This is a genomic window from Streptomyces sp. NPDC002623 (assembly GCF_053592635.1).
Genome location: NZ_JBSFWB010000035.1, coordinates 34053 through 50807 on the forward strand (window position 1 = coordinate 34053; position 16755 = coordinate 50807).

The window sequence follows — 16755 nt, forward strand, 5'->3', positions numbered from 1 at the left end:
GCGTCATGGACGCGGCTGACTTCAGCGCGGTGCTGTCCGAGGTCCGGCGCTTCGTACGCGAGCGCGTCGTGCCGCTCGAGGCGGAGATAGACGAGAAGGACGAGATGCCCGCGGACATCCGCGAGGCGGCCAAGAAGATGGGGCTGTTCGGCTTCGCGCTGCCCGAGGAGTACGGCGGGCTCGGGCTGTCGATGTACGACGAAGCCCGGTTGATGTTCGAGCTGGGGTACACGACCCCGTCGCTGCGCTCGATGTTCGGGACGAACAACGGCATCGCCGGGCATGTCCTGACGGTGGGCGGCACACCGGAGCAGAAGGCGCAGTGGCTGCCGAGGATCGCCTCGGGTGACGTCCTGGCGTCGTTCGCGCTCACCGAGCCGGAGGCCGGGTCCGACCCCTCGACGCTGACGACGCGTGCCCGCCTCGACGGCGACCACTGGGTGATCGACGGGGCCAAGCGGTACATCACCAACGCGCCGCTCGCCGACGTGTTCATGGTCTTCGCCCGCACCGACCCGGACGCCCCGCGCACCCGCGGCATCTCGACCTTCCTGGTCCCGGCCGGCACGCCGGGCCTCACCGTGGCTCCCCGGGACCACAAGATGGGCCAGTTCGGCGCCTGGACGGCGGACGTGTACTTCGACGACGTACGCGTGCCGGCGAGTGCGCTGGTCGGCGGGGCGGCCGGGCTCGACCGGGGCTTCGCCACGGCGATGGGCTGCATCGCGCACGGGCGGGTCCATATCTCGGCGCTGATGGTCGGCATGGCCGAGCGTCTGGTCGACGAGTCGGTGGCGTACGCGAGCACCCGCAAGCAGTCCGGCAGGCTCATCGGCTCCTTCCAGCTCGTCCAGGGCCTGATCGCCGACTCGCAGACGGACTACTACACCGGCCGGGCCACCGTCCTGGAGGCCGCCCGCGCCTTCGACGCCGGTACCGATCTCAAGATCGGACCGTCCTGCGCGAAGTACTTCGCCAGCGAGATGGTGTGCCGGGTCGCGGACCGCGCGGTGCAGGTCCACGGCGGGGCGGGCTATATGCGCGGGGTCGCCGTCGAGCGCTTCTACCGCGACGCCCGGCTGTTCCGCATCTACGAGGGCACCAGCCAGATCCAGCAGGTCATCATCGCGAAGGCGCTGCTCGGCGAGGCCGCCCGCGGCTGACTCTGCCCCTGCGGACCGGCCCCGGTTGCCCCGGCGTGCCCCGACCCGCCAGTACAAGGGCAACTCGGCGTTTACGCAACGTTGTTGCGCTATTGTCGCGCCGACATGCGGCACGCGAGACACCGGGATTCCCATGCATGACCAGAACCGCAGCAGGTCCGACGTGATGGCCTACGCGGCGGCAGGCATGGAACCGCCGCCGGTGGTCCCATTGCGTCCGAACGACCCCACGCAGGTCGGCCCGTACCTCCTGCTGTCGGTGCTCGGCAGCGGCGGGATGGGCCGCGTCTATCTGGGCCGGGACACCACCGGCGGATCCGGTCGGGCCGCGGTCAAGGTGGTCCGGCCCGAGTACGCGGAGGACCCCGTCTTCCGCAGGCGCTTCGAGCGGGAGATCAGCGCGCTCGGCCGGGTCCAGGGGGCGCACACCGCGCGGCTGCTGGGCAGCGGCAGCGACGAGGGCCTGGTGTGGGTGGCCACCGAGTACATAGCCGGGCCCACGCTCGCCGAGGCCGTCGACGCGCGTGGGCCGTTGGACGCCGAGGGCGCCTGGCGGCTGGTGGCCGACCTGGGGCGGGCGGTCGAGGCGGTGTGGCGGCAGGGGATCGTCCATCGCGATCTCAAGCCGTCGAATGTGATCCTCGGGGCGGACGGCGCCCGGGTCATCGACTTCGGAGTCGTCCAGGCCACCGACAGCACCTCGATCACCGCCACGGGCCAGAACGTCGGCACCCCGGCCTTCATGTCCCCGGAGCAGGTCCGGGGCAAGGAGGTGACGGCCGCGTCCGACGTCTTCTCGCTGGCCTGCACCCTCGCCTACGCCGTCGCGGGGACGCCCCCGTTCGGTCAGGGCAGCGGCGTCGACGTCCTGCACCGGGTGGCCTTCGATCCGCCGCACGAGGACGTCCTCGAGAAGGTCGCGGCCGTCGACGAGGACCTGGCCGCGTTCGTCCGGGCCTGTCTGGACAAGGACCCCGAGCAACGTCCGGCACCGGACGTCGTCTTCCGGACGGCCATCGGCCACCAGCTGTCCGCCCCGGCCGCGAGCCCGCCCCGGTCCTCCCGGGGCGTGAGCTTCGCCCGGCGTCCCGACGCACCCGACCCCTCGCCCTCCCCCGCCCCTGTCGAGCCGCCCATCACGCCTGCCGCGCCCGCCGCACCCGCCGCGCCTGATGCCCGAAAGCGAAGAAAGAAGCTGGTGACAGCCGTGGCCGCGGCGGCCGTGCTGGCGCTGACCGCCGGGGGCGTCACCGCGGCGATGCTGTCCCAGGACGACGAGAGCACGACGGCCGATTCCGGGCCGCAGCCCGCCCCGTCCGGTTCCGTGCTCGGCAGCCCGGCCTCGGCGCCCGGCACCTCGTCCTCGGCGAACTCGGAGGCCTCGCCCACCCGCATCGAGGTCTCCAAGAGCCCGCAGGAGTCGGCGTCCACGGCGCCCACCACCGAGGCCGCGGTCTCGGACATCCGGTCCACGGGCTGCCCGGAACAGATCGCCTCGGGGGCCCGGGGCGCGTGCGTCACGGTCCTGCAGAACCTGCTCAACGGCTACGGCCTCCACGTCACGGTCGACGGGAACTTCGGCGCGGCAACGGTCGCCGCGGTCAAGGTCTTCCAGACCGAGGCCGGGATCAGCGCCGGCGGGACGGTCGACGCGCAGACCAAGACGCTCCTCTACAGCAAGCCGCGCGGACCGGTCAGGACCGGCAGGCTCACCGTCAGGCAGAGCGTCGACGGCTCGGACGTCGACCGCTGCCTGGACGCGGACACCGGCAGCTCGGGCCGGACGATCCAGGTCTGGACGTGCACGGGTACGAGCAACCAGGCGTGGGCGCTGTATCCGGTGCCCGGGCAGAGCGCCCAGTACATCCTCGTCAACCGGAGCACTCACCTCTGTCTGACCGCCGACGGCAGCGCCCAGAACGGCCAGGGGATCCGCGGCGCCGACTGCGCCGGGCGGTCCCCGCAGAAGTGGAAGCTCGGGGCCTCCGGCCCGGCCGGCGGCACCGAGCTGGTCAGCGTCCCGGACGGCTTCTGCCTGGACGCCGAGGCCTCCGGCTCGGGCCAGGACGGTCAGCGGATCCAGGGATGGGCGTGCGCGGGCAACGGCAACCAGGCGTGGGCCTGGCGCTGAGGCCGCCCGGGTCCCGGCGCCTGCGATCGTGCGGGGTCGTGCCGGGCCGTCAGATGCCCAGCCGGTCCAGCAGCCGCTCGTGATAGACGGCCGGCCCGCCGAACAGCAGCTGCGAGGACTTGGCCCGCCGGAAGTACAGATGGGCCGGGTGCTCCCAGGTGAAACCGATGCCGCCGTGGACCTGGATGTTCTCCGTCGCCGCGAACAGGTACGCCCGGGAGCAGCAGGCGTGGGCGACGGCCGCGGCGACCGGGAACTCCGCGGCCCCCTCCTCGGCCAGCCGTGCCGCCTCCCGGGCGGCCGCCTCGGCCAGTTCCACCTGGACCAGCATGTCGGCGCACTTGTGCTTGACCGCCTGGAAGGAGCCGATCGGCCGGCCGAACTGGTGCCGGACACGCGCGTGGTCGGCGCTGGCCTCCAGGCACCGGCGCGCGCCGCCCGCCTGTTCGGCGGCGAGCCCCACCGAGGCGATGTCCAGCACCTTGGCCATGATGTGCCCGCCCAGTCCGTCCGCGCCGACGGGTGTGGCGGTCACGGAGTCGAAGGTCAGCCGCGCCAACGCCCGAGTGGCGTCGAGGGTCTTCATCGCCGCGGCCGTCACGCCCGGCGCCGTTCGGTCCACCGCGAAGAACGACGGACCGGCGACGGTGCGGGCCACGACGAGGAGCAGGTCGGCGGTCGTGCCGTCGATGACGAAGCTCTTGCGGCCGTTCAGCTTCCAGCCGCCGTCCCCGTCCGGCGTCGCACGGGCGGAGATCAGGGCGGGGTCCCAGGAGCCGTCGTCCTCGGCGACCGCGAGGGCGGCCGTGGTCCGCCCGGACGCGATGCCGGGGAGATGACGCGCGCAGGCTTCCTCGTCCCCCGAGGCGAGCAGGGCCTGGGCGGCGAGGACGACCGTCGAGAAGAAGGGCGAGCAGAACAGGCTGCGGCCCATCTCCTCCAGTACGACGCCGAGTTCGACGGGCCCGAAGCCGTCGCCGCCGTACTCCTCGGGGATGGCCAGGCCCGGCAGCCGCAGCTGGTCGGCCGCCTGGGCCCACACCTGCGGGTCGAAGCGCGGCTCGCTCTCCATGAGCTTGCGCACCGCGTCCTCGGAGGACTTGGCCGCCATGAACTCCCGTACGGAATCCCGGAGTTCTTTCAGTTCACTGTCGTCGGCGCTCATGCGCGGGTCTCCTTCGGCAGGCCGAGGACGCGTTCCGCGAGGATGTTCTTCATGATCTCCTCGGTACCGCCTAGGATGCGCAACGCCGGGGTGGCCAGGAGCAGTTCGGTCCAGGCGTAGGTGCCCCACCTGCCGGTGTCGGCGATGATCCGGGGGCCGAGGCACTCGGAGACGAAGTGCGCGGCACGGGTGAGGTTCTGACCGTACATCAGCTTGGCGACGGACCTCTCCGGGCCGGGGGCGACGCCCGCGCGCAGGGTGCGCCGGGCGCGGTCGTTGAGGTAGCCGGTGGCCATGGCGTCCACGAGGAGTTCGGCGAGGCGGCCCCGCAGGGCGCGGTCGTCCCAGGTCCAGGTGGCGCGCATGAGCGCCGAGAGGCGGTCCGGGGACAGGGCGGCGCCCACCGGTCCCGCACCCTCGCTGCCGACCGTGTCGCGCTCGTTCATCAGGGTGGTCAGGGCGACCGTCCAGCCGCCGTCGACCTCGCCGAGTCGGTGGTCGTCGGGGATGCGGACGTCGGTGAGGAAGACCTCGTTGAAGTCGGCGCCGCCGGTCATCTGGCGCAGCGGCCGGACCTCGACGCCGGGGGCGTCCATGGGGACCAGGAAGGCCGTGATGCCGCGGTGCTTGGGCGCGTCGGGGTTCGTGCGGGTCAGCGCGACGCCTATCTCGCTGTGCTGGGCGACCGAGGTCCACACCTTCTGGCCGTTCAGCACCCAGTACTCTCCCTCGCGGACGGCCCGGGTCGACACGCTCGCCAGGTCGGAGCCGGCGCCGGGCTCGCTGAACAGCTGGCAGGCGATGGCGTCCCCGCGGTACATCGCGGGCAGCCAGCGGTCCTTGATGTGGGGCTGGGCATGGGCGAGGATCGTCGGCCCGATCATGCCGAGCCCGACGACACCGAGCACTCCGGTGTCGGGGACGGCGTACTCGGACTCGACGGCGTCGTAGAGCAGGTCGTGGACGGGGGTCAGGCCCCGGCCGCCGTACTCGGGCGGGCCGGTGATCCAGCCGAAGCCGTTCTCGTGGCGGACGCGCTGCCAGTCCCGCGCCCGCCGCACCTCCTCGCGGTCCTCCTCGGGCGGGAGGCTGCTGAAGTAGGCCATCGTGTCGTCGCCCTCGCCCCAGGTGAAGGCGGTGCGGTCGGGGGCCTTCACCGCGTGCGCGTCGAGGAAGCGGCGCGCTTCGGCGGCGAAGTCGTCGAGGTCCTGTTCCATGTTCCGGCTCCGCGTTCAGGTAGAGAGGATCGTCACCGCCGACACGCCCGGCGCGCCGTACAGGTGGGTGTAGCCGACGCGGGGCGTGCCGGGGATCTGCCGATCCCCTGCCGTGCCGCGCAGTTGGAGGACGATCTCGTGGATCTGGCGCAGTCCGGACGCGCCGATCGGTTCGCCGTTGCCGAGCAGACCGCCGTCGGTGTTGACCGGGAGCCGGCCGCCGATCTCGGTGGCGCCCTCGGCGATCAGACGCTCCTGCTCGCCGTCCTTGCACAGGCCGTTCTCCGCCATGTGGATGACCTCCGACCCGGCGTCGGTGTCCTGGAGCTGGGCGACGTCGACGTCCTCGGGTCCGATGCCCGCGAGCTCGTAGGCGGCTCTGGAGGCGTCCACGGTCGGGCTCTCGACGAGCTCCCCGACCGGGAAGGACGGGCTCTGCACCTCGAAGGCGCCGAGTCTGCGGCTGCGCAGGGCGGTGGAGCGGACGCGGACGGGTTTTCCGGTGTACTTGTGGGCCCGGTCGGCGCGGCACAGCACGAGGGCGGCGGCGCCTTCGTCCGGGCCGCAGTACATGAACTGGCGGAGGGGATGGTTGAGGACCGGGGAGGCGAGGATCTCCTGCGGTGTGAGGGGAGTCCGGCGCCAGGCCTTCTCGTTGGCGGCCGCGTTGCGGAAGTTCTTCGAGGCCACGCGGGCGAGCGTCTCGTGGGAGATGCCGTGGTCGTGCATATAGCGGTTGATCTTCATGCCGAAGAAGTGGGTGGTGAGGAAGAGCCCGGTCTGTCCGTACCAGGAGGGGATGCCCGCCACCGACGGATCGGCGGCGAACGCTCCGCGGGGGTGCTTGTCCAGGCCGATCGCGATGGCGAGGTCGTGTTCGCCGGTCTCGATGGCGCGGGCGGCCAGCGCGACCGCCGTGCCCGCCGTGGCGCAGCCGTTGAACACCCCGCGCAACGGGATTCCGGTGAGGCCGAGCCGGGCGACGATGGCGTCCGGGTTGGCGACCTCGTAGCTGCCGATGTAACCGCCCTGGATCTGCGGCCACTTGACGCCGGCGTCGGCGAGCGCGAGCCGTACCGCGTCCGCGCCCATGTCCAGGGCCGGCTTCCCGGGGAACCGGCCGAAGGGGTGGAGCCCCACGCCGATGACGACGGCCTCGGTCATGACGTCTCCTCCTGCGACTCGACAGGCTCGACAGGCTCCTCGGCCGGGGCGAACGCGAACGTGACGACCTCGGTGCCGTCGTCCTGCACGGTGTAGGGCACCAGCGTCAGCCGCATGGGCTGCCCGATGCGCAGCCGCTGCGGGTCGGACTCGGTGAGGCGGGCCTCGACCAGCAGTTCGCCGGGGAGTTCGACGTAGCCGACGGCATAGGGCTCGAAGGCCTCGGGACCGTCGTACGGCGGGGACGGCGGGCGGAAGTCCTGGGTCGTGTACGTCCACAGCGTGCCGCGGTCGGCGAGCAGCCGTCGTCTCGACTCCGCGCTCGCGCACCGGACGCAGTCCGGGGCGGCCGGGAAGCTCACCAGGCCGCAGTCGGCGCACTCGGAGCCGATGAGGCGCAGGGGGGTCGACGGAGCGGGGGGCCAGGTGAACAGACCTTCGGCGACCGGTTTCTGAGTGATCGTCATGTCACGCGCCCTTCCGTTCGCCCAGGGCGTCCGCGTTCGGCGCGGCCTTGGCCACCAGGTCGGGGACGACCGAGGTGAGCTCCTGCGGGGTCCACCGGGTCTGCGCGCTCGCGCCGGGGCCGTTGACCCAGCCCTCCAGGACCGTGATGCGGTTGCCGACGACGCCGAAGACCCGGCCGGTGACCTCGCGCGAGGCCGCGGAGCCGAGCCACACCACGAGCGGTGAGATGGCCTCCGGGGTGAGGTCCTCCGCCTCGGCGGCCCGTTTCATCATCTCGATGTCCTCGGTCAGCCGGGTGAGCGCGGTGGGCGCGATGGCGTTCACGGTGACGCCGTAGCGGGCGAGTTCGGCGGCCGCGATGACGGTGAGGCTCGCGATGCCGGCCTTGGCGGAGCCGTAGTTGGACTGGCCCGGGTTGCCGAAGACGCCGGACGGCGAGGTGGTGTTGATCACCCGGGCGTCGTTGGCGTGCCCGGCCTTGGCGCGCTCGCGCCAGTACGCGGCGGCGTGGTGCAGGGTGGCGAAGCTGCCCTTGAGGTGCACGGCGAGCACGCTGTCCCAGTCCCGCTCGGTCATCGACACGATCATGCGGTCGCGCAGGATGCCGGCGTTGTTGACCAGGACGTCGAGGCCGCCGTACGTCTCCACGGCCTGCCGCACGAGGCGGCCGGCGCCGTCCCAGGCGGAGATGTCGTCCGTGTTGGCGACGGCCCGGCCGCCGGCCGCGACGATCTCGTCCACCACGGCCTGGGCGGGTCCGGCCGAGGCGCCTCCGCCGTCGCGCGCCCCGCCGAGGTCGTTGACCACGACCCTCGCCCCGTGCGCGGCGAACGCCAGGGCGTGCGCCCTGCCGATGCCGTTGCCGGCGCCGGTGACGACCACGACCCGGCCGTCGACCACTCCTTCGCCCACTGCCTCGACCACTCCTTCGGACATCATCGACTCCTTGCTGACGAAAGCTGGTCGGCCTGCGCGAACAGGACCCGTGGGTCCTCGCTGCCGCAGGCGCACCGGGCGGTGATCACGCGGCCCGCGATGCCGAGCGGCGTCTCGGGGAGCGGCGAGCCGCGTCCCTCGCCCGCCGCCACGGACAGTTGTCCGTCCCGCTCGCCGACCCGCCATTCGGCGGCGTTGACATGGGCGCCGGAGCGCTCGGGGCACTCCAGGGCGAGGGCCGGGCCCAGGGCCGAGATCAGGAAGGCGGGGACGCCCGCTCCGCGCAGTACCGGTACGGCGGCGGGCCGGGCCAGGAGGAGGCGCGTCTGCCGGAACATCTCCGCGAGGTCGGCCGTTCCGCTGAGCCCCTCCAGGGTCTCGGCGGACAGGCCGATCATCGCCTGCGGCCTGAGTTCGCGGTGGAAGACCGAGGTGCGGCGGTGGTCCCAGCCCATCGCCTCGGCGATGCCGTAGGTCACCCGCAGGCCGCGCAGCGCCCCGATCATCGCGTGGCACCAGAAGCCCTCGAAGCCCGAGGCGGTCAGCACGGCCCGCTCCCCGGCGGTGAGCCCGTGTCCGCGCAGCCGGTCGGTGATCCAGGCGGTGTCGCGGGCGATCTGCGCCCAGCTGAGGTCGGTCTCGCGCATCCCGTCGGCGGCGGGGAAGCGCACCAGGTAGGCGAGGTCGGGCCGGTCGAGTTCGCGGGCCCGGGCCAGGGTGTCGGCGCGTGCCATCAGTGCTTCACCACCCGGGGGAACTTGGCGACGCTGGTCATGGTCCGCAACAGCTCGTCCTCGGTGCGCAGATCGAGCACCGGCTGCACGCCGGTCCGTTCGCGCACGGCCCTGCCCAGCCGTCCGGCCAGGGCGTCGACGTCGCCGGTGACGCCGGGGTCGTAGCCGACCCGCAGCCGCAGTTCCTCGACCTCGCGCCGGTCGCGCACGATCTGGAACACTCCCGCGACCGTCTCGGGCTGGTCCTCGACCGCCTGCCAGATGTCGGCGAGGACCACCGAGCGGCCCCGGACGAGGGTCTCGTCGCCGCGTCGGCCGCCCACCCACATACGGGCGTGGGTGCGGCCGCAGCCGCAGCGGTCCCGGGACATCCGCACCAGGTCCTCGCTGCGGTAGCGGATCAGCGGGGCGGCCCGGTTGTCGAGGTCGGTGGCGACCAGTTCGCCCAGGTCGCCGTCCGGGACGTCACGCCAGCCGGGTTCCGCGCTCTCGTCGAGTTCGAGGCACTCGGCGAAGACGGTGTCCTCCCAGAGGTGGAAGCCGTCGTGCTCGCGGCACTCCCAGGCGGTGCCGGTGTCGGCGGCGCTGGTGTACTCGTAGACGTCGATGCCCCAGTCGCCCCGGATCCGGTCGCGCATCTTCCGGCTGAGCGGCTGGCCGGCGCAGGAGGCGCCCTTCAGCGAGGAGAAGGCCTCCCTGAGGTCCACCTTGTCGGCCAGGTGCTCCAGCTCCACCATGTGCGGGTACATCATCTGGAGGTAGACCGGCCGGTACTCCCGGATGGCGTCGACGATCTCGTGCATCCGGCCGAGCCAGATGTCCACCTCGATCACCACGGCTCCGAGGGCCTGGTACCCGGGGTCCATGAGGTTGCGGAAGTTGCCGGCGGCGCTCAGCACCCGGTCCCCCGGTCTCAGGCCGAGCTCCCACAGGTCGCGTACCGACGCGGCCACCAGGGGCGGGGCGTCCTCCCAGATCTCGGCGAAGAACTCCGGGTCGCCGGTGGTGCCCGAACTGGAGGAGACCGAGGTCAGCTCGTCGACCGGGACGCAGAGCAGCCCGCCGAAGGGGTCGCCGGTGCGGGCCCGGTGGGCGCGGATCATGTCCTTGGTGATGAAGGGGATCCGGGCCCGGAAGTCCGCCAGCGAGCGGACGTCCCGCGGGTGCACCCCGTGCGCGTCCCACAGTTCGCGGTAGAAGGCCGAGTTGGCGTAGGCGTACCCGACGAGCTCCAGGACCCGTTCCTCCTGCCGCGCGCGCAGTTCCTCGCGGGGCATGGTCTCGACCTGGGGCTCGAAGTACCTGTCAGCGGTGTCCCTGTCACCGGCCATGGCGCCTCCTCGCGGCTCAGTGCCCAGATCTTGCAACTATCAGCGCAATCAGTCAACCAATTGGACGGATTCAAAGACGAGAGCCCGCACCGCCTTCCCTTCCGTCGCCCATACAACTAAAATCGCTAACTGATTACATCTATTGGCCCGAAGGAGCGTCATGACGAAGATCTGGGTCAACTCGGGGGACTCCCATGTGATGGAGCCCGCCGACGTGTGGACCGAGCGCCTGCCCGCACGGCTCGGGGCCCGGGCGCCGCGCAGCGAACGCGGCGAGAAGTACGAGATGCTCTACATCGACGGCGAGCGCATCGACCGGCAGCTCGGCGACTTCATGGACGCCATGCGTCCGCCGGGCGCCTGGGATCTGGAAGTCCGGCTGGCGGACCTCGACCAGGAGGGCGTGTGGGGCCAACTGGCCTTCCCCTCCATGGGGTTCTGGCTCGTGTCGATCACCGACCGGGAGCTCGCCCGGGAGACCGTGCGCGCCTGGAACGACTGGGCGTACGACGAGATCCTCAACCGGAACAAACGCGTCATCACCACGGCGTGCGTCTCCACGGCGTCCGTCGAGGACGCGGTCGCCGAGGTCGAGCGGGTGGCGGAGATGGGCTTCCAGGCGATCTTCCTGCCCTGTTCGACCCGGCCCGGCGAGGAGTACGCCCTGGAGCGCTGGGAGCCGCTGTGGACCGCGGTCGAGCGGGCCGGTCTGGTGCTCGGCTTCCATATCGGCACGGGCGGCGAGAACGTCGTCTTCCGGGGCCCCGGCGGCGCGGTCGTCAACTACATGGAGACGACGTACCCGGGCATGCGCGTGGTCTCCCACATGGTCGCGGGCGGCGCCCTCGACCGGCATCCGGACCTGCGGATCCTGATCGCGGAGGGCGGCGCGGGCTGGGTGCCGGCCATCGGCGACCGGATGGACGAGGCGTACCGCCAGCACGGCATGTTCGTCCGGCCGAAGCTGAGCCGGCTGCCCAGCGAGATCATCCGGCAGCAGGTGTACGCCTCCTTCCAGCACGACAGGAGCTCGGTGGAGATCGTCGAGTCGACCGGCTACCGCAACGTGATGTGGGGCGACGACTACCCCCACCTGGAAGGCACCTACGGCCACACCCAGTCCACGCTGCACGACCTGTTCGACGGCGTGTCCGACGACATCCGTGAGCGCGTCACCCGCGGCACCTTCGACGAGCTGTTCAAGCTGCCCGAGCAGACTCCCCAGGAGGCGGCCGTCTGAGCGGCGTCCACGACGCGGGCCCCTACCCCGAGGACCTGGAACGGCCCGGACTCGTCAGGACCGGGCGGTCGACCTTCGTCAGGCCCGTCCGGCCCGAGGACGCCGACCGCCTGGTCGCCTTCGTCGGCAGTCTGTCCCGGGCCACCCTGGCCTACCGCTCCCTCGGCCCGGTGGTCCGCGTGCGCGACGACGTCATCCGGCGCGGCGCCCGGGTGGACTACCTCAACGAGCTGGCGCTCGTCGCGCTGGCCGGCGAGGAGATCGCGGGCGTGGTCCGCTATGTCCGCGACCCGGCCGAACCGGAGCACGCCGAGGTCACGTTCACCATCCGGGACGACCATCAGAGCGAGGGGTTCGGCAGGCTGCTCCTGGAGCACATCGCCGCCGCCGCGCGCGCCCGCGGCATCCGGGTGCTGGAGGCAGACGTCCTCGCCGACAACACCCGCATGATCAACGTGTTCCTCGGCTCCGGCTACCGGGTCGAGGCCGGGCCGCCCGGCCAGATCGTCCACTTCGAGATCGCCGTCGACCCGCAGGCCCTCGCCGTGGCCCGGGCGGAACGCCGTGAGCACACCGCCGTACGGCGTTCGCTGCGCCCGCTCCTCGAACCGGGGTCGGTGGCCGTGATCGGCGCCAACCGCGATCCCCTGACGATCGGCCACGAGATCGTGGCCAACCTGCTGCGGGGCGGCTTCCGCGGCGAGGTGTTCCCGGTCAACCCGCGGGCCGAGCGGATCGCCGGGCTCCGGGCGTACGCCCGGGTCCGGGACCTTCCCGAGGCTCCCGAGCTGGCCCTGGTGGCCGTGCGGGCCGCGGCGGTGCCCGAGGTCGTACGGGAGTGCGCGCAGGCCGGGGTCAAGGCGGTGGTCGTCGTCTCCACCGGCTTCGGCGAGACGGGGGCGGCCGGGCGGGCGGGCGAACTGGAGCTGGCCCGGTTCGCCCGCGCCTCCGGAATGCGGCTGGTGGGCCCGAACTGCATGGGCGTGGTCAACACGACCCCCGCGGCGCGGCTGGCCGCGACCTTCTCGCCCGCCCTGCCGGAGCCCGGCCGGGTGGCGATGTCCAGCCAGTCCGGGCCGCTGGGGCTCGCGGTGCTCGACTACGCACGGCGGCTGCGGCTCGGCTTCTCCGGCTTCGTCTCGGTGGGCCACGCCGTGGACGTGTCCACCAACGACCTGCTCCAGTGGTGGGAGGAGGACCCGGCGACCTCGGTGATCCTGCTGCACGTCGAGACCTTCGGCAACCCGCGCCGGTTCGCCCGCGTGGCCCGCCGGATCGCGCCGCGCAAACCGATCGTCGCGGTCCACCCGGGCCACGCCGACCCGTCGGTGAGCTCGCTGTTCGCCCAGTCGGGCGTGATCCGCACCCGCAGCCTCCAGGAGCTGTTCGACGTCGCCCTGCTGCTCGCCCACCAGCCTCCCCCGCCCGGCGACCGGGTCGCGGTGATCACCAACGCGGGCGGGCCCGCGGCGCTGACGGTCGGGGCGTGCGCGGCGAGCGGGCTGCGCGTGCCCGCGCTCGGCGAGCGCACCCGGCAGCGGCTCCGTTCGGCGCTCGGCCCCCGCGCGGACGTCGCCAACCCGATCGACCTGACCCCGACGGCCACCGCGGCGGACTACCGGCAGGCGCTGGACGCCGTACTGGCCGACGACGGGATCGACGCGGCCGTCGTCCTGTTCATGCCGCCGCTCGCGGACAAGCCCGACGAGGTGGCGTCGGCGATCCTGGACGCGGCCGCGGGCCGGCCCGAGAAGCCGGTGGTGGCCAGCTTCCTGGGCGGCGCGGGCGTCGCGGATCTGCTCCACCGGGGCGAACTCGTCGTGCCGACCTACACGTTCCCCGAGGCGGCCGCCGCCTCGCTCGGACACGCGGCGGCCTACCAGGCCTGGCGCAGCACGCCCGCCGGCGTCGTGCCCGATCTTCCGGAGATCGACGTCGAGCGCGCCCGCGCGCTGCTGGCCGACCGCCCTCCCGGCCCGGTTCCCGAGGGGATCGCCGCCGAACTGCTCGCCGCGTACGGAATCGCCGTACGGGACACGGAACCGGGTCCCGGCCCGGACGCGTTCCTCTCCGTCAGCGCGGACCCGGTCTTCGGGCCGGTGGTCGCCTTCGGCCTGACCGGGGACTACGCCGATCTCATGGCGGACGTCGCCCACCGGGTCACCCCGCTCACCGACCGCGACGCCCGCGAGATGGTCCGCTCGCTGCGGGCGACCCCCCTGCTGGAGGGCCGGGGCGTCGCGTTCGGGGCCCTGGAGGAGACCGTCCTGCGGATCTCGGCGATGGTCGAGGACCTGCCCGAGATCGAGGCACTGGAACTGCGGCCGGTACGGCTGCTGCCGCCCGGGGGCGGGGTGGCCGTCGCGCGGGCGACGCTCCGGCTCACGCACCACGAAACAGGAGGAGGCCTCTCATGAAGGTGGGCATCTACTTCGACCTGCGCAACCCGCCGCCGTGGCGGCAGAACTGGTCACGGCTGTACGGGTTCGCGCTGGAGATGTGCGAAGAGGCGGACCGGCTGGGCATCGACTCGGTCTGGTTCTCCGAGCACCACGGCTTCGAGGACGGCTATCTCCCGCAGCCGCTCACCATGGCCGCGGCGGCCGCGGCCCGTACCCGCCGGGTGCGCCTGGGCACGGCGGTCGTCGCCGCACCGCTGCACGCGGCGCCCGAGATCGCCGAACAGGCCGCGCTCGTCGACATCATCAGCGACGGCCGGCTGGACCTCGGGCTCGGCACCGGCTACCGGGTGCCCGAGTACCGGCTGTACGGAGCCGACCTGACCAGGCGCTACACCACGACCGACCAGCGGGTACGGGAGATCCGCGGCCTGTGGGCCGAGTCCCTGGTCACCCCGGGCCCGGTCCAGGACCCGCTGCCGATCTGGCTCGGCTACCAGGGTCCGCAGGGCGCGCGTCGGGCCGGCCGGCTCGGCACCGGGCTGCTGTCGCTGGACCCGGCGCTGCTGACGCCGTACCGGGAGGGGCTCGCCGAGAGCGGGTACGACATGTCGTCGGCCCGTATGCAGGGCTCGTTCACCACGTTCGTCACCGAGGACCCCGACGGCGACTGGCCGGTGGTGCGGAAGCATCTGGCGTACCAGTGGGACAGCTATCGCCGGTACATGGTGGAGGGCACGGACCAGCCCGCGCCCCGGCCCATCGACCCCGAGAAGTGGCGGGAGACCGGACTGAGCGCGACCGGCGTCGGCCGGTTCCTGTACGGCACACCGCAGACCGTCGCGGACGCCGTCAAGGAGTACGTGACAGGGCTGCCCGTCGAGGGTGTGTTCCTGTGGGCGTCCCTGGCCGGGATGCCGGAGGAGATGGTCGCCCGCCAGGTGCAGCTGATCGCGGGGAAGCTGCGCCCGCTGCTCGCCGACGCGTGACGGACAGGCCGACGGACACCGAGGAGCACATCATGTCGACGACGGGATCCGGCGGGACCGGAATCACGGCACCGAACGGGCACTGGGCGGGGACGGGCATGCCGGAACCGCCCCGGACCGCCGGGGGCGTGACGCTCTGCGGTGGGTGCCGTGCCCTCGGGGCATGCCGGCTGGGCGTGGAGCGCGAGCGGCTCGACGAGGACGGCGTGGCCCGGTTCGAGCTGAGCTGCCCGCGCTCCCACGAGGGCGGGCCCGAGGTCGCGCACGGCGGCTGGACGGCGGCCGTCCTGGACGACTGTCTCGGCCATCTCCCGCTGCTGCACGGCGTGATGAGCGTGACGGCCGAGCTGACGGTGAGCTTCAGGAAGCCGGTGCCGGTGGAACGGCCGCTGGAGCTGCGGGTGTGGGCGGACCGGCGGGAGGGGTCGCGCTGGTACATCGCGGGCGAGCTGACACTCGCGCCGGGCGGGGCCGTACTGGCCCGGGCCTCCGGGATCTGGGTGACCCGCGACCGGAGCCACTACGCGCGGCACGCGAAGTGGCTGGCCGGCCAGGACGGCGAGGCTCAGTAGGCGAGGCTCAGTAGGAGCGCAGGCCCATGCTGCGGGCGATGCCGTTGCGCTGGATCTGGCTCGTGCCGCCGGAGACGGTGGCCACGATCGACTCCCGGTAGCGGAAGCTCATCACGCTCTCCGTCGAGAAGCCGTGCCCGGCGAGGACCTGCATCCCGAGCCGGGCGGCGGCCACGTACGTCTCCGACCCCTTGAGCTTCGCCATCGATCCCTCCCTCGTGCACGGCCTGCCCCGGTCGAGCAGCCAGGCGGCGCGGTAGGCGAGCAGCCGGGCGGAGTCGATCTCGGTCTGCAGGTCGGCCATGGCGTGGGCGAGGGCCTGGAAGTTGCCGATCGGCCGGCCGAAGGCGTGCCGGGTACGGGCGTATTCGAGCATCTCGTCGAGCGTGGCCTGAGCGGCCCCCAGGTAGCCGCCGCTGATGATGACCTTCTCCAGTTCGATGTTGGAGAGCATCACCTTCCAGCCCTCGTCGCGTGGACCGACCAGGTTCTCCTTCGGCACCAGCACATCGTTGAAGAAGACCTCGTTGGTGCCGAGGATGTGCCGGGCGAGGGTGGGGGTCCGGCGCACCTCGACGCCGTCGGTCGAGGGGTCGACGAGCAGCAGGCTGATGCCGCCGTGCTTGGGTTCGCGGGGTCCGGTGCGCACATAGGTGGCGATGGTGGTGTCGGGCAGTCCGCCGCCGGTGCACCACGCCTTCTGGCCACGGACCAGGAAGCAGTCGCCGTGGTCCTCGGCGGTGGTGCGCAGCGCCGCGGCGTCGGACCCGCTGTCCGGCTCGCTGAGACCGACGGCGAGCCGGTGGCGGCCGGTCATGACGTGCTCGCGGATGAAGTCGCGCTGGGTATCGCTGCCCCACCGGAACACCGTGAGGCCGGGGATGAGCACCCCGATGTAGCACATGGCGACGTCGAAGCTGGCCCGCCCCAGCTCCTCCGCGATCAGGACGAGTTCGAGCGGTCCGCCGCCGTCGCCGCCCTCCGCCTCGGTGAACGGGAGGGAGAACCAGCCCAGCTCGGCCATCCCCCGGAACAGCTCGGGCGGCACCACGCCCTCCTCGTCCCACCGCTTGGCCTGCTCGGCCGGGCACACGTCGGCGACGAACTGCCGTGCCGTCGCGCGCATCAGGTCCTGCTCGTCGGTCAGCCCGAAATCCACGGCCACTCCTCGCACCACTACTAGGCAATTCATCTATCTAATTATTCTACGTTAGCGGATATGGTTCTGGGGAGCCCGAGAAGCACG

At 72.4% G+C, this 16755-nt stretch carries 14 protein-coding genes; 6 read left to right on the top strand and 8 right to left on the bottom strand.

Going from position 1 to position 16755, the window contains the following annotated elements; translation table 11 throughout:
* The first annotated feature begins 5 nt into the window (after positions 1-5).
* The gene (locus ACWD4O_RS39760) at positions 6-1163 is read left to right on the top strand and encodes an acyl-CoA dehydrogenase family protein (RefSeq protein ID WP_451287867.1); all 1158 of its coding nucleotides are present in this window, start codon (positions 6-8) and stop codon (positions 1161-1163) included.
* A gap of 133 nt (positions 1164-1296) precedes the next feature.
* The gene (locus tag ACWD4O_RS39765; RefSeq protein WP_451287869.1) at positions 1297-3294 is read left to right on the top strand and encodes a protein kinase domain-containing protein; all 1998 of its coding nucleotides are present in this window, start codon (positions 1297-1299) and stop codon (positions 3292-3294) included.
* A 49-nt stretch (positions 3295-3343) separates the two neighbouring features.
* On the opposite strand, the gene ACWD4O_RS39770 is transcribed toward ACWD4O_RS39765, so the two are convergent.
* From ACWD4O_RS39770 to ACWD4O_RS39800, 7 genes are read right to left on the bottom strand one after another with little or no spacing between them, the layout of a single operon-like run.
* A complete protein-coding gene (locus ACWD4O_RS39770; protein WP_451287871.1) occupies positions 3344-4459 on the bottom strand; it encodes an acyl-CoA dehydrogenase family protein in 1116 nt (371 codons plus the stop codon).
* Positions 4456-5676, bottom strand: coding sequence for an acyl-CoA dehydrogenase family protein (locus ACWD4O_RS39775; RefSeq protein WP_451287873.1), 1221 nt, complete (start codon positions 5674-5676; stop codon positions 4456-4458). The genes ACWD4O_RS39770 and ACWD4O_RS39775 overlap by 4 nt, the downstream gene beginning before the upstream one ends.
* Positions 5677-5691: 15 nt before the next feature.
* Positions 5692-6840 (bottom strand): thiolase family protein, encoded by a 1149-nt coding sequence (locus ACWD4O_RS39780; RefSeq protein WP_451287875.1) that lies wholly within the window; start codon positions 6838-6840, stop codon positions 5692-5694.
* Complete coding sequence (locus ACWD4O_RS39785) at positions 6837-7307, bottom strand: Zn-ribbon domain-containing OB-fold protein (RefSeq protein WP_451287877.1); 471 nt, start codon at positions 7305-7307, stop codon at positions 6837-6839. The genes ACWD4O_RS39780 and ACWD4O_RS39785 overlap by 4 nt, the downstream gene beginning before the upstream one ends.
* Position 7308: 1 nt before the next feature.
* Entirely contained in the window at positions 7309-8244 is a 936-nt protein-coding gene (locus ACWD4O_RS39790; RefSeq protein ID WP_451287879.1) for an SDR family oxidoreductase, read from the bottom strand.
* Positions 8244-8978: a hypothetical protein gene (locus ACWD4O_RS39795; RefSeq protein ID WP_451287880.1), complete on the bottom strand. Its 735-nt coding sequence runs from the start codon at positions 8976-8978 to the stop codon at positions 8244-8246. The genes ACWD4O_RS39790 and ACWD4O_RS39795 overlap by 1 nt, the downstream gene beginning before the upstream one ends.
* Positions 8978-10309 carry a phenylacetate--CoA ligase family protein gene (locus tag ACWD4O_RS39800; RefSeq protein WP_451287882.1) on the bottom strand — a complete coding sequence of 444 codons (1332 nt, stop codon included), beginning with the start codon at positions 10307-10309 and terminating at the stop codon, positions 8978-8980. The genes ACWD4O_RS39795 and ACWD4O_RS39800 overlap by 1 nt, the downstream gene beginning before the upstream one ends.
* A gap of 160 nt (positions 10310-10469) precedes the next feature.
* Here ACWD4O_RS39800 and ACWD4O_RS39805 point away from each other — a divergent pair, with 160 nt between their 5' ends.
* Genes ACWD4O_RS39805 through ACWD4O_RS39820 form a run of 4 tightly spaced genes read left to right on the top strand, consistent with a single transcriptional unit; the run spans position 10470 to position 15509 of the window.
* The gene (locus ACWD4O_RS39805) at positions 10470-11549 is read left to right on the top strand and encodes an amidohydrolase family protein (RefSeq protein WP_451287884.1); all 1080 of its coding nucleotides are present in this window, start codon (positions 10470-10472) and stop codon (positions 11547-11549) included.
* A 35-nt stretch (positions 11550-11584) separates the two neighbouring features.
* The gene (locus tag ACWD4O_RS39810; protein WP_451287932.1) at positions 11585-13966 is read left to right on the top strand and encodes a bifunctional acetate--CoA ligase family protein/GNAT family N-acetyltransferase; all 2382 of its coding nucleotides are present in this window, start codon (positions 11585-11587) and stop codon (positions 13964-13966) included.
* A complete protein-coding gene (locus tag ACWD4O_RS39815; protein WP_451287886.1) occupies positions 13963-14937 on the top strand; it encodes an LLM class flavin-dependent oxidoreductase in 975 nt (324 codons plus the stop codon). Before ACWD4O_RS39810 ends, ACWD4O_RS39815 begins: the two co-directional genes overlap by 4 nt.
* A gap of 32 nt (positions 14938-14969) precedes the next feature.
* Complete coding sequence (locus ACWD4O_RS39820; protein WP_451287888.1) at positions 14970-15509, top strand: PaaI family thioesterase; 540 nt, start codon at positions 14970-14972, stop codon at positions 15507-15509.
* Between the two features lie 7 nt (positions 15510-15516).
* Here the strand turns inward: ACWD4O_RS39820 and ACWD4O_RS39825 are convergent, their stop codons facing one another.
* Entirely contained in the window at positions 15517-16668 is a 1152-nt protein-coding gene (locus ACWD4O_RS39825; protein WP_451287890.1) for an acyl-CoA dehydrogenase family protein, read from the bottom strand.
* Between the last annotated feature and the right edge of the window lie 87 nt (positions 16669-16755).

Excerpts from the sequence above, each read along its gene's own strand:
- ACWD4O_RS39795 (WP_451287880.1), bottom strand. The coding sequence starts at position 8,978 with ATGGCACGCGCCGACACCCTGGCCCGGGCCCGCGAACTCGACCGGCCC.
- ACWD4O_RS39760 (WP_451287867.1), top strand. The coding sequence starts at position 6 with ATGGACGCGGCTGACTTCAGCGCGGTGCTGTCCGAGGTCCGGCGCTTC.
- ACWD4O_RS39790 (WP_451287879.1), bottom strand. The coding sequence starts at position 8,244 with ATGTCCGAAGGAGTGGTCGAGGCAGTGGGCGAAGGAGTGGTCGACGGC.
- ACWD4O_RS39820 (WP_451287888.1), top strand. The coding sequence starts at position 14,970 with ATGTCGACGACGGGATCCGGCGGGACCGGAATCACGGCACCGAACGGG.
- ACWD4O_RS39765 (WP_451287869.1), top strand. The coding sequence starts at position 1,297 with ATGCATGACCAGAACCGCAGCAGGTCCGACGTGATGGCCTACGCGGCG.
- ACWD4O_RS39815 (WP_451287886.1), top strand. The coding sequence starts at position 13,963 with ATGAAGGTGGGCATCTACTTCGACCTGCGCAACCCGCCGCCGTGGCGG.
- ACWD4O_RS39770 (WP_451287871.1), bottom strand. The coding sequence starts at position 4,459 with ATGAGCGCCGACGACAGTGAACTGAAAGAACTCCGGGATTCCGTACGG.
- ACWD4O_RS39780 (WP_451287875.1), bottom strand. The coding sequence starts at position 6,840 with ATGACCGAGGCCGTCGTCATCGGCGTGGGGCTCCACCCCTTCGGCCGG.
- ACWD4O_RS39775 (WP_451287873.1), bottom strand. The coding sequence starts at position 5,676 with ATGGAACAGGACCTCGACGACTTCGCCGCCGAAGCGCGCCGCTTCCTC.
- ACWD4O_RS39785 (WP_451287877.1), bottom strand. The coding sequence starts at position 7,307 with ATGACGATCACTCAGAAACCGGTCGCCGAAGGTCTGTTCACCTGGCCC.
- ACWD4O_RS39800 (WP_451287882.1), bottom strand. The coding sequence starts at position 10,309 with ATGGCCGGTGACAGGGACACCGCTGACAGGTACTTCGAGCCCCAGGTC.
- ACWD4O_RS39805 (WP_451287884.1), top strand. The coding sequence starts at position 10,470 with ATGACGAAGATCTGGGTCAACTCGGGGGACTCCCATGTGATGGAGCCC.